The organism is Amycolatopsis sp. NPDC088138 (assembly GCF_044741685.1).
Taxonomy (GTDB): Bacteria; Actinomycetota; Actinomycetes; order Mycobacteriales; family Pseudonocardiaceae; genus Amycolatopsis.
The window spans coordinates 648663-660857 of the sequence record NZ_JBIUTB010000008.1 but is presented as its reverse complement, the minus strand read 5'-3'; the positions used below and the strand labels follow the sequence as shown (position 1 = coordinate 660857).

The window sequence follows — 12195 nt, the reverse complement described above, 5'->3', positions numbered from 1 at the left end:
TCGACTGCGGACCTCCGTTGGCCGACCCAGTCCCCGCGTTCGACACGGGACCAGTCTTGGCAGTGCCAAGCACCCTTGCCGGCCCGACACCGGTCGGCTGCGGACCTGCGTCGGTCGACCCGGTCCCTGCGTTCGACACAGGACCCGTCTTGGCAGTGCCAAGCACCCTGGCCGGCCCGACACCGGTCGGCTGCGGCCCTGCGTCGGTCGACCCGATCCCTGCGTTCGACACGGGACCTGCCTTGGCGGTACCGAGCACCGTGACCGGCCCGACGCCGGTCGGCTGCGGGCCTCCGTTGGCCGACCCGGTCCCCGTGTTCGACTCGGGGCCCGTCTTGGCGGTGCCAAGCACCGTGGTCGGCCCGACGCCGGTCGGTCCGGGGCTTGCCTTGGCATTTCCCGTCGTCGTGGCCGGACTGGCGTCGGCCTTTGCCGTCCCGGTCTCTGGGGTCAGGTGGGGCCTCACCGCACTGGTCGACTCGGGCTCACCCCTGACCGGTCCGGTGCCGGTCGGTGGCGCGGAGCCGTCCTTGGCCGGCCCGGTTCCTGTGGTCGGCGGAGGATCGCTCTTGGCCGGCCCAGTCCCGGTGCTCGATTCCGGGGCTGCCTTGGCGGATCCGGTCTGAGGGTCCGCCGAGTTGCTGCTGGTCGCCGGTTCCGTGGTCGGCTGCTGCGGAGCAGGGGTCGCTACGGAAGCCCCATCGACGCTGCCTGCCACCGGCGCGTTCGTATCCGGCCGTGTGTGGTTCGCCGAACCCTGCTGGGAGAAGCCCGGCAGGCCCTCGGTGGAGGTCTTGCCGGGACTGGCGCCCGACGTGTTGCTCGTCCCGCTCCCGGGTGGGTTCGTACTGGGCGCGTTCACGCTCGAGTTGCCGCCGGTGGTCGGGTTCGTGCCTGCGCCGTTCGCGCCAGGGCCGGTACTTGGCGTGCTGGTCCCCGAGCTTCCGGCGGTCGGGTTCGTGCCTGTCGCGTTCGCGCCAAGGCCGGCACTCGGCGTGCTGGTCCCCGAGCTTCCGGCGGTCGTGCCGCCGGTGCCGGGATTCGTGATGGTCCCTGGGTGGGCGGCAGTTTGTGGTGCCGGGCTCGACGTTCCGTTCTGGTCCAGAGAGCCGGTACCCGGGGCTTCGACGGGCGTCACAGCGCTTGAGCCGTTCGGCCCCAGACCGGCCGAAGTGCCCGGGTTCACGCTCGGGCCGGTACCCGTGTTCTGGCCCGCCGATGTGGAACCGGTGCCGGTCCCCACCGTGCCGGGACCTTGGCTCGCTGGACCGGACCCGGAGGAACCGGTGCCTGACCCTTGAGTCCCGGCGGCGGGTCCTGAACCGCCGGCGGCACCGGGGGAAGGTGCGGTCGCACCCTGCTCGACCGCACCTCCTCCCGGGCCTTGTGCCGACGGGCCACCCACCCCACCGGTCGAACTCGTTCCGGTTCCGACGCCGGAACCACTCGAATCAACGCCCGCGCTGGAGCCACCCGCGCCCTGCCCCGCGCCGGGCAGACCCGGTCCTGCGCCGGTCCCCGGACCCGTACCGGTCCCCCCGGAGCCGGACTGACCGAGACCGGTGCCGGCACCACCCGTGCCGACTCCTCCCACGCCCGGCGCACCGTTCGACGGACCTGCTCCGGTCGCACCCGGCGTGCCGGAACCGGCGTTCACTCCCCCCGGAGCGGGTGCACTGGCTCCCGTACCTGCGCCGGTCCCAACCCCGGGACCGGGGTTGTTCGAACCGGAACCTGCCCCGGTCGAGCCAGGCCCGCCGGAACCAGCCGTGCCGGCATTCGCTCCGGTCCCGGCCGAACCGGTTCCACCCGTACCCGCCCCGCCGGGAGTCGGGTTGCCGGAGCTGGCCGAACCGGAATCCGTGCCGCCCGAGCCCGACCCTCCGGTGCCCGTACCTACCCCGCCTGAAGCCGGTCCGACGGAACCTGTTCCGGCACCGGAGCCCGCCCCGGAACCACCGTCGGTCCCGGCGCCTGTACCGGCGCCGTTCGAGCCCGGACCACCGGTGCCAGTGCCGGCCTCGTTTGACCCGGAACTACCGCCGGTCCCCGTGCCCGTGACAGCCCCGTTCGAGCCTGAACCACCGGCTCCGGTGCCAGCGCCAGAACCCGCGCCATTCGCCCCAGAACCACCGGTCCCTGCACCCGAACTAGCCCCGCTCGAACCTGCACCACCCGTTCCGGTGCCAGCGCCAGAACCCGTACCGTTCGAACCGGAACCACCGCCGGTCCCGGCGCCTGTGCCGGGCCCGTTCGCACCTGCACCACCCGCTCCAGAACCCGCCCCATCCGAACCGGAACCACCGGTACCGGCACCGCTCGAACCAGATCCACCGGTCCCTGCCCCATTCGAACCGGAGCCGGACCCGGAACCAGACCCGCCGGAACCCGGCGCCGGAGGTGCGTCGATCGGGCCGATGTTCGCCTTGTCGAACCCCACGTCACCGACGTCCTTCGGCCCCGCATCCCCGGGACCCGGCCCTCCCCCGGTCAGCTTGTCGTGCAGCGACTCCCCCGCGTGGTGGGCTCCGTGCGTCGCCGCGCCGCTGAGGCCTCCGTTCAGGGCTCCCCAGCCCAGGCTGTCCAGGTCGCCGCCGAAGGCTGCGGCTCCGGTCAGGCCTACCACGACCTCCGTCGCGGCTTCGTTTCCCGCCTCGCCCCAGACGTTCTTCGAGAACTTCGTGCCGAACTTGCCGTCGATCTTCCCGAGACCGTTGCCCGCCACGTGCGCGAACGCGCCACCGACCGCGCCCAGGGCCGCCGACTGGCCGATGGACTTCCAGTCGAAGCCGTTGCGGTTGCCCTGGGCGATCTGGATGAACTGCGCCAGCATGTCTTCCGCCACCTCTTCGGCCGCTTCCTGCGCCGCCTCGCGAGCGATACGGGCCAGCAGGCTCGTCAGACGCTGGACGAGCGTCCGCTGCACGGTCACCACCGCCGTGCGACCGGCCGCCATGATCTCCGGGACCAGCGGCGCCGTGAACGGGTTTGTCAGTGCCCACAACACTTCCGCGGCCGTCACGGCAATCGAGATCAGCATGCCGTACTTGGCGTTCTCGACGTTCAGCGCCTGCTCCCGCAGCGACGCCGCCTGCGCCCGCGCGCGCTGTACGTAGTCCGCGCCCAACGTGCTCAAGTTGCGCGAAAACCCAGCGAAGTTCTGCTGGACGTCGCCGCCGACGTTCGCCGTCACGTGCTGTGACAGCTGGTTGAAACCCTGGCCCGCCGCCGCGATGTCGCGCGCCACCTGGTCCCACTCCGCGGCCAGCTCGCGCAGCTTGTCCTCGTCGCCCTGCGGCCAGGCGTCACCCGCGATGATGTAGAAGATCCAGTTCAGGCTGGGATCCACCATCAGGCTCATCGCGGGCTCCGGAACCTAGGCCGTCGGCGGCTTCGAGACGTCTTCCTGCAGCTGCAGGAAGTTCTTCTGCAGGTCGCGCGCCATGTCGAACGCGCCCTGGTCGGCGTCGCGGAACGAGCCGGCCATGTCGCCGATCGCGTCCGACGTGCCGTCCACGGCCTTCGCCCACAGGCGGACGCCGTCGCGGATCTCGCCCACCGCCTTGATGTGCGTCTGGGCGAACGCGTTGCCGTTCTTGTCATTGCCCGCCGCCTCGGAGACCCGCCCGGAGCTGCCGAGCGCCTGGATGCGCTGCACCAGGGCCTCCAGCTCCGTCGCCTTCTCGCGGTAGCCGTTGCGGCCGGTGTCGAGCCCGTCGGCGTCGACGAAGAACTGGTCAGTCATCCTCGGTCCCTCCTTCGAAACCCGGCACGCGGGCGGCGAACAACGCTTCGACGTCGACCTTCCCGGCCATCAGATCGTGCGCGGAGAACCCCGGCGGCAGCATCGGCGCCAGCTCTTCGGCCGACGCGTCGATCGCCTGCTGCCGCGCCTGCGCGATGGTCCGGACGATCACCCCGGCCAGCTCGGCCGGCGCCATCCGCTTGTACGCGCTGGTCGGGAAGGTCAGCTCGGTGACCTCGCCGGTGCGGCCGACGGTCGCGGTCACCTCACGGCGCGCCGAGGTCGCCGTGCCGGTGGCCTCGTCGATCCGTTCCTTGGCCGCGGTCAGGTTTTCGCGTTGCCGCTGGTACGCGCCGAGCGCGTCCTCCAGCATCTTCTCGTAGGGCGATGCCATGACTCCTCCTTCAGCCGACCGAAGCCAGTCCCTGCCCGAGGGCGAGGGGTTCGACGTCCGGCGGGCGGACGCCGCGCAGGTCCGCCGCGGCCAGCGTGCGGGACGCCGCCGTCGCCGACAGCGTGCGGGCGAGTTCGTGCGCGGCGTGCACCGTCCGTTCCGATGCCGCCGCCAGCTCGTGCGCCAGCGCGTCACGGACGTCGTCCGGGACCTCGTGACCACCGCGGACCAGCAGGCGTACGGCGATCTCGCCGAGTTCGTCCACTGTGTACTCCCCCAGCTCCCAGACCGCCGGGAACCGGTCACGCAGCGACGGCACCAGTCCGGCCAGCGTGCGCACGCGCCGCGGCTCGCCGGTCAGCACGACGACCGGGTCGGCGGGACGCCGTCCGACCGCTTCCGCCAGCGCCTCAAGGACTTCGTGGCCGGATGTGTGCACTGTGGACTCCCACTCACCGTCCAAATCGAGCACGAGCACACCACCGCTCGCGTCGTCCAGCGCGGTGCGCACCAGGTGCTCGGCCTGTCCCGGCCAGCGCGGCATCAGGTCCTGCGCGACCGATCGCCGGACGAGCTGGCCGACGCCGACCAAGCCCAGTTCGGCGAGCCCCCGGGCGTACAGTCGCGCGAACTCCGCCCGGCCCGAGCCGCGCTCGCCGCTGAGCACGACGTTCGCCTCCTGGCCGAGCGGCTGACGTGCGTGCTTGAGCCCGCCGAGCCGGACCAGCAGGCGTTCGGCGTGCTCCCGCACCGCCTTCTGGCCGACGAGCTTGCGCAGCCGGTGCACGCTGTTCGCCGCGCCGACGGCCGCGGCCGGATCGGTGCCCACCGACACCGCGGCCTGCGCCGCCGCGGGCAGGTTCGCCAGCTCGGCGCGCAGGTCCTCGGCCGTCAGGCGGTTCAGCTCGGAGTCCTTCGACGGCGGCTGCAGCGCGAGGCGCGACGCCTGGTTGTTCACCATGGCCTCGAACAGCTTCCGCGCGACGCGGCCGTTGCCGAAGGTCGAGTTCTTCGGCACCCGCTCGAAGTACTCGCGCAGCGCCGTCAGCGCGTCGTCGGTCAGCTCGTAGTAGTGCTTGCGGGTCAGGCCGAGGGTGATGGTGACCAGCTCGTCGACGCTGTAGTTCGGGAACTCGATGGTCCGCGTGAACCGCGACGCCAGACCGGGGTTGGACTCGAGGAAGACGTCCATCTGCTCGGAGTAGCCCGCGACGATCACGACGAGCGAATCGCGCTGGTCCTCCATGATCTTCATCAGCGCGTCGATGGCCTCCTGGCCGAAGTCCGGACCTGAGCCACCGGAACCGGCCGAGAGTGTGTACGCCTCGTCGATGAACAGCACGCCGCCGATGGCCTTCTCGACGACCTCGGTCGTCTTGATCGCCGTCGAGCCGATGTACTGGCCGACGAGGTCCTGCCGCGCGACCTCGACCATGTGCCCCTTGGACAGGATGCCCAGCTCGGCCAGGACGGTGCCGTAGAGGCGCGCGACCGTCGTCTTGCCGGTGCCGGGAGGGCCCGCGAAGACGAGGTGACGGCTCATCGGCGGCATCGGCAGCCCCATCCGCTCCCGCATCTGGGACATCCGGATGAGGTTGATCAGGCCGGTGACCTCTTTTTTCACCCCGGCCAGGCCGACCAGCGACTCCAGTTCGCCGAGCGGGCCGTCGAGCACCTCACCCGAGGCCTCGCTGACACTGGGCTCGGCCGCCGACAGCACCTCCGGTTCGGCGCTCGTCGCACCGTCGCCTTCGCACTCGGTGAGCGTCACGTTCGCGCCGTCGTCGGCCGAGATGCCGTCACGCACGCGGCAGCGCGACGCCGTGAGCGTGGCGCCGGGCGCGACCACGACCTCGTCGGCGATCTCGCAGTCCTGCAGCTCGGCCGTGCCGGTGATCCGGAAGCCGTTGCCCCGGACGTGGAGGTCGGTGCCGGTCAGCCACGAGGACTCGGTGACCTCGACGGCGGCGTCACGACCGGTCTCGACCGACGCGTCCATGACGTCCAAACGCGACTGTCCGGAAAGGACGATGCCTTTACCGGCGAGCCGCAGCCCGGCGATCCGGACCTTCGAGTCGCCGGTGACGAGCACTCCGGTCTGCGTCGCGCGCCGCACGGTCGCGCGCTCGAAGTTCGGCGTGGCTTCGCCGTCGGCGAGGATCGCGACCGGCGAGTCCTCGAAGGTGCAGTCGACGAAGTGTGGTGACGCGTTGCCGGTGACCTGCACGGCGTTGCGTTCCGCACCGGAGAAAGCGCATTCGCGCAGTACCGGCGCGGCCGACGCGGCGACGTGCACCGCCTGCATCGGCGCGGAGAGGAACCGGGAGTCCACAACGGACACCCGGCCTTCGCTGGTCAGGTAGAGATCGACGTTCGCACTGTCGCGCACGGTCAGGCCGGTGATGGTGGCGCGGCCCTGCTGCTCGACGACCATCGCGGGCTTCTCGGCGCCGGTGATCTCGCACTGCTCGACCACCGCGACGGCCTCGCCGTTCACGCACACGCCGTTGCCCTTCGGCTGCCGCACCGCGCACCGGCGCAGCACGACCGAACCGACCTCGGCGACGACGACGCCCGAGGACGCGGTGCCGCTGATCTCGGTGTCCTCGATGGTGCTCTGCGACGACGACGCGACGACGATCCCGGCGCCGGCGGTGCTGGTCACGGCGCAGCCGCGCAGGGCGAGGGACCCGTGGAGGCGCGCGAGGAGTGTCGCCCAGGAGGCGCCGGTGACGCGGCAGCCGTCGAGGGCGGCCTCACCGCGGACGACGTCGACCGCGACGAGCTTGTCGTCCTGCCCGGTGAGGGTGAAGCCGCGCAGCTGGACGGCTTCGGCGTTGGCCACGAGGACGCTGCCTTCGCGGGCGACGATCTCGACGTCCCCTTCCGCGACCAGCGAGACCATGCGGTCCACGACGAGGTTCTCCTCGTAGCGTCCGGAGTGGACACTGATCGTGGCGCCCGGCTGGGCCTGCGCGAGCGCGGCGCCGATCGTGGGGTAGGCGCCTTCGCCGCCGACCGTGAGCACCTGTCGGTTCATCAGTTCCGCCTCTCCCTCACGCCAGCCCCGGCACGACGCCGAACCGTCCGGCGGCTGCCGGGCCGATCGGTGCGCGGCCGTCCGTCTCGGCCCACATCTCGAGCTCGCGCCGCAGCGACTCGAGGGCCAGTTCGTCGAGCGAGATCCGATCGGCGGCGACCTTGCCGGTCTCGTCGACCTCGCTCACGGTCAGTTCCCGCAGCAGCACGAGCCCGCGCTTGGTGTCGGCCGGCTCGGTGATCTCGAGGACCTTGAAGCTGGTGCCGGGGACGAAGAGCGCGCGGTTGGCGACGCCTTCGGCCGGTTCCAGCAGCTTCGTCCGGCGCGCGGTGACCGACCAGACGAGGATGTCCGTGTCACCGTCCGATGTGGACATCGGAGTGGTCTGCGTGTGGAGGAAACCCCACTCGGTGAGGACTTTGCGGGTCCGGTAGAGCGCCCACTGCTCGGCGGTCGGGCTGGTCGCGAACGACGCGGGCCCCCGGTGCGACGGCAGCCGCCCGAGCCCGGCGACGACACAGCGGGCGATCGGCACGTGCGGCCCGTTGCGCCCGGCGCGCAGGCCGGCGTCGATGGCCGTGCCCTTGGCCGAAAGGTAGAGCTGCACGGCGACGGCGTCGGTGAGCACATCGGCCGCCGACGCGGCGAGCGCGCCCTGGAAGCCAGGGTGCTCGGAGAGGATCCGCGCGGCGGCGTTGGACATGAGGCCGTACTCGGCACCGAGCGACTTGCGCAGCCACTCACGTTCCTTATCGACTCCACGTTTGGGGAGGAGGGCGCTGGCCTCGGCGGCGGGGGTGGGCTGGAGCCGGGCGGCGGTGGTACCGCCGCCCGCGACCTCGAAGGGCGAAGCCGCGGACGGCGGGGTCTGGGGAGTGCTCGGTTCCGGGGTGGGAGCTTCGGCGGCCGGGCCGCTGAGGACGCCAGCGGGCGGGACTGCGGGAGGCGGGGCCGCGGGGGTGATCGGTCCGCTGGCGACCCCGGCAGGCGGGGTAGCGGGGGCGGCCGGTCCGCTGATGGCTCCGGCGGGCGGCACCGCAGGAGGTGGGGTCGCAGGGCCGGCCGAACCTGCGATGACGCCGGCAGGCGGAATCGCAGGAGGCGGGGTCGCGGGAGCGGCCGGCTCGCTGACGATCCCGGCAGGCGGAGCCGCAGGGGGCGGAGTCGCGGCGGTGGCGGGCCCACCGACGACGCCGGCAGACGGAACCGCGGGAGGCGGAGTCGCGGCAGTGACGGGCCCACCGACGATCCCGGCAGGCGGAGCGGATGGCCCGCTGATGGTCCCGGCGGGCGGAACTTCGGGAGGCCCGGCAGTGGGCACCGCCGGTGGAACCGCAGGGAGCGGACTGGCGGGCAGGTCCGTGGCCCCACTGGCCGGGGGTGCGGCGGACCCGGCTGAGAGCACCGAACCGGCTACCGCCTCGCGGACACCGGCGAGGGGAACCGCCGGTGGAGGCAGGGGTGCGGGCGCAGCGACCGCTTCGGCGATCTTCGCCGGGACTTCGGGCTGTGGGGTGGCGGCCGGGCCGTCGACGCCTGCGGGGGACGGGGTGGCCTGGCCGAGGGAAGCAGACCGCGAATCGGGCTCGACTACGCCAACGACACCGGCGCCGGCCACATCGATGTCGGTGGCCAGGCCATCGATGCCGCCGCGAGCCGTTTGGCCGTCCACGCCGGTCGGCGACAGCGTGCTCTCAGACGATTCCGGCCCGACCACCGCAGCCGGAGTGGCAGTCGCCACGGCGACCGTGCGGGTTTCCGGTGCGTTCGTGATCACCGGGCCGCCGACGCCCGCGGGCGGGGTCGCCAGTGGCGGCAGCGTGATCGGGCCGCCGGAGATCGGCGAGCCTGCGGGGGGTGCGCTGATCGCCGGGCCCGAAACCGCCGACTCCGTGGGGCGCTCCTCGCCCAAGGCCGGCAGCCGGGGCGGGGCGGCTGTGGTGATCGTTGCCGCGATCACCGCTCCCGGGTCCAGGCGCTCCGAGATGCTCATCAGCGGGGCCTCCGCCGGGGCCGTGCCGCCCACCCGGGTCGGGGCCGCGGCCGGGGGCACCGCAGGAGCAGGCGGAGCCGAAGGCGACGCGGCCTCGATCTCCGCCAGCGCACGGCGCGGGATCGTCACCCTGGCCCGCTCCGCCAGCAGCGCCGCCGCGGGGAGGATTCTGCTGATGCGGCGGGTGTGCTCGTCCAGCCTCGCCAGGACGTCCTCCGCCAGCAAGCGCATCCGCTCCACCGCGTCCGCGCCCTCTTCCGGGACGTCGTACGTCAGGTTGTGCACCGACGTGTCCAGCGTGACCTCGCGCAACGCCTCGACCGTCGGGCCGGCCGTCGGCGGGCGCAGCAGCAGGCCCGACTGGACGACCTCCAGCACCGCGTCCGGCGAGTACCAGTACACTGCGGGCTCGATCTCCTTCAGGCCCTCGATCGGCGAGCGGTGGTCCAGCATCCGGGGCAGCGGCTGCCGCGGGACGTACGCCAGCTCGCGGGCGAACGTCGCCCAGCCGAGGCCGCCGTCGTAGAGCACCGTCCAGACGTCGAGGTCGTGCGGGGCGCCGATCGGGAGTCCACTGTAGAACCCGACTTCGCGGCTCAGCAGGTCGGCCAGGGCCTGACCCAGCGTCCTCCCGGACGGCACCGACATCGGGCCGTACTGGACGAACCGGGCCTTGTGGCGCACCGGCTCCGGCAGGCGCATCCACAGCCTGGCCGCGTCGTCCATCGTCAGGGGCGGGCAGCCCGGGCAGCCCAGGACGATCGTCATCGTGTCCGGCAGCGCTGGCAGGCCGCGGATCAGCGCCGAACGGTGGTAGCCGAGCTGGCGGTCGAAGCCCACCGGGCGGATCCAGAGGCCGCCCGGCAGCGGCTCGGCCACGCCGCGGGAGCTCGTCGACGTCAGTTCGGCCGTGACGCCGGAATCCCAAGAGGGACGCGGAAAGCGCTTCGCCTCCCACTTCGGCGGACGGCCGGGCTGGAACCGGACCCAGCCGCTGCCACGTCCACTGTGGACGAACAGGGCGCCGCCCGCGCTCGGGATCACCGAACCGTCCGGGGCCAGCACCGGGCGGCCGATCCGCTCGGCCAGCCACTGCCCGGCCAGCGCCGACGTCTCGCGCGAACGCCCGCCGATGACGAGACGCACTCCGCGACGTCGCCGCGGCAGCGCCTTGGCCACCGATTCCCACAGCGAGATCGGCGAGTCCACGGGCAGGTCGACGACGACGAGGTCGTGCTCGTCGTCGGCGGCGACGCCCAGCGCGAGCGCCTGCGCCTCCTCCGTCATCCCGGCGGCCGGGTGGACGACCAGGGCGTTGCCGACCGTCTGCTTGCCCAGATCGGTGTCCGGGCCGCCGCGGCGGCGTGTCAGCGAGAGATCCATGGTGACCCTCCCTTTCAGGCTCGGCGGACCGGGGGTGGCGCCTGGACGGCGTGCCCGGTGTGGTGGGCGATCAGGCCGAACACGAAGAACCCCAGCACGATCAGCACGGCCAGCGCCGCGCCGACCAGCAGGCCGGTCCAGGTGCGCTTGGCGGGCACGTCGAGGTGGCTCGCGTCGCCGAGCACGAGGGCCGAGGTCATCCGTCCAATGAGGAACGAATACGCCTCGACGTGGTCCTTCTGCGTCTGCACCATGGTTTCAGCCCGTCAGTCCGATGGCCCACGCGTACGTCCCGAACAGCTGCAGCAGGATCGGGAGGATCGCGACGGCGCTCAACGTCTCCAGCCAGTTGGCCAGGTGACCCCAGATCGGCAGCAGCCGCCGCGGCGGGGGCCGCAGCATCGCCAGCACCAGCAGGAAGAACACCAGCACCACGCCGGCCGCCGACGCGCCGCGCCAGTCCGGGGTGAGCGGTTCGATCAGCGAGAACGCCAGCAGCACCAGGCCCAGCGCGCCGGCGACCGACAGCGGCACCCGCTGCCACGCGCCGAGCAGGCTGCGCGAGCGCATCAGCACGGCCGCCGCGAGCAGTCCGGCCAGGATGCCGGGGAACAGCCCCTGGCCGACCAGGAACGGGAACGAGCAGGCGAACACCACGGCCGAGGCGACACAGGCGATCGTGAGGTAGCCGTCGGCGTACGCGGTCTGCGCGACCATCTTCTCCGCCGGCGCCGGCTCGATGTCGTACTGCAGCTCGTCGGCCGTGCGCGGCAGCTGCGGGCCGCGGATGCGGGCGAACCGGATGCCGATCCGCGGCGCGAACACCAGCAGTCCGATGAGGACGGCCGACACGAGCGCGGCCGACTGCACCGGCGAGAACTCCGGGCCGTAGTGCAGCCACAGCGTGATCGCGCCGGCGGCCCCGACGGCCACGACCGTGCCGAACGGGACGAACGGCGTGACCGGCGCCCACGCGGCCCGGCCGCCGAGCATGAGCCCGCCCGCCAGGCCGAAGGAGAGGCAGCCGGACAGCATCGGCGCGGTCTGGAGGTCGAACGCCGGCCCGAAGCCCGCGACGGCGACCGAGCCCGCCACGAACGCGAACCCGCAGCCGCCCAGGCCGAGCAGCGTGATCAGGCCTTCGTCGTCGGAACGGACACCCGAGCCGACGGCCGCGACCAGCAGTCCTAACGCGACGACGGCGCAGCCGATCGCGGAAAGTCCTTGGGTGCCCGGGTAAAGCAGCACCCGGGCCAGTACCAGCAGGGCCGCGATGGAGAAGCCGAGGAACAGGAACCGGTTGAACTCGGGCTTCCAGCGCCCGGCCTGGCGGCTGACGGCGGTGGCCATGCCGTCGGCGATGTCGTCGAAGTCCAGCTCCGGCAACGGGTCCAGCCGGGGACGGAGGTGGAACTCCTCCCCCTCCTGCCAGTCGAGCGACTCCGGCGTGCCCGCCGGGTCGAGCGGCGCCTCGCCGAGACGCTGCAGCACCCACGAGTCGCCGAGCTCCTCACGGCCGCCGGTGTGCCGCAGCAGCACCGGCAGCAGGCTCGTCACCGGGATGCCCATCGGCACGGCCAGGTCGGCGCGGCCCTGCGGCCCGTGCACGGTGATCCGGCACAGCTCGCCCTGCTGCATGG

General features: G+C 72.6%; 8 protein-coding genes. 2 read left to right on the top strand and 6 right to left on the bottom strand.

All coding sequences use genetic code 11. The annotated features are described in order from the left end of the window. The first annotated feature begins 638 nt into the window (after positions 1-638). Positions 639-1301, top strand: a complete 663-nt coding sequence (locus ACIOD2_RS43775; protein WP_400551424.1) for a hypothetical protein — start codon at positions 639-641, stop codon at positions 1299-1301. A 1229-nt stretch (positions 1302-2530) separates the two neighbouring features. After that, the gene (locus ACIOD2_RS43770) at positions 2531-3202 is read left to right on the top strand and encodes a hypothetical protein (protein WP_400551422.1); all 672 of its coding nucleotides are present in this window, start codon (positions 2531-2533) and stop codon (positions 3200-3202) included. A gap of 174 nt (positions 3203-3376) precedes the next feature. Here ACIOD2_RS43770 and ACIOD2_RS43765 read toward each other — a convergent pair whose 3' ends face one another. The 6 genes from ACIOD2_RS43765 to eccD are packed head-to-tail and all read right to left on the bottom strand — an operon-like array spanning position 3377 to position 12193. Beyond that, positions 3377-3745, bottom strand: coding sequence for a hypothetical protein (locus ACIOD2_RS43765; RefSeq protein WP_392773749.1), 369 nt, complete (start codon positions 3743-3745; stop codon positions 3377-3379). Continuing rightward, entirely contained in the window at positions 3738-4139 is a 402-nt protein-coding gene (locus tag ACIOD2_RS43760; protein WP_400551420.1) for a YbaB/EbfC family nucleoid-associated protein, read from the bottom strand. The genes ACIOD2_RS43765 and ACIOD2_RS43760 overlap by 8 nt, the downstream gene beginning before the upstream one ends. Positions 4140-4149: 10 nt before the next feature. Then, positions 4150-7179, bottom strand: a complete 3030-nt coding sequence (locus tag ACIOD2_RS43755) for a right-handed parallel beta-helix repeat-containing protein (protein ID WP_400551418.1) — start codon at positions 7177-7179, stop codon at positions 4150-4152. A gap of 16 nt (positions 7180-7195) precedes the next feature. After that, positions 7196-10555, bottom strand: coding sequence for a hypothetical protein (locus tag ACIOD2_RS43750; protein ID WP_400551416.1), 3360 nt, complete (start codon positions 10553-10555; stop codon positions 7196-7198). 14 nt (positions 10556-10569) lie between these two features. Beyond that, positions 10570-10809 (bottom strand): type VII secretion protein EccB, encoded by a 240-nt coding sequence (locus tag ACIOD2_RS43745; protein ID WP_323330618.1) that lies wholly within the window; start codon positions 10807-10809, stop codon positions 10570-10572. A gap of 4 nt (positions 10810-10813) precedes the next feature. Further along, positions 10814-12193 carry a type VII secretion integral membrane protein EccD gene (gene eccD / locus ACIOD2_RS43740; protein ID WP_400551623.1) on the bottom strand — a complete coding sequence of 460 codons (1380 nt, stop codon included), beginning with the start codon at positions 12191-12193 and terminating at the stop codon, positions 10814-10816. Positions 12194-12195: the final 2 nt, after the last annotated feature.

Excerpts from the sequence above, each read along its gene's own strand:
- ACIOD2_RS43765 (WP_392773749.1), bottom strand. The coding sequence starts at position 3,745 with ATGACTGACCAGTTCTTCGTCGACGCCGACGGGCTCGACACCGGCCGC.
- ACIOD2_RS43760 (WP_400551420.1), bottom strand. The coding sequence starts at position 4,139 with ATGGCATCGCCCTACGAGAAGATGCTGGAGGACGCGCTCGGCGCGTAC.
- ACIOD2_RS43755 (WP_400551418.1), bottom strand. The coding sequence starts at position 7,179 with ATGAACCGACAGGTGCTCACGGTCGGCGGCGAAGGCGCCTACCCCACG.
- ACIOD2_RS43750 (WP_400551416.1), bottom strand. The coding sequence starts at position 10,555 with ATGGATCTCTCGCTGACACGCCGCCGCGGCGGCCCGGACACCGATCTG.
- ACIOD2_RS43745 (WP_323330618.1), bottom strand. The coding sequence starts at position 10,809 with ATGGTGCAGACGCAGAAGGACCACGTCGAGGCGTATTCGTTCCTCATT.
- eccD (WP_400551623.1), bottom strand. The coding sequence starts at position 12,193 with ATGCAGCAGGGCGAGCTGTGCCGGATCACCGTGCACGGGCCGCAGGGC.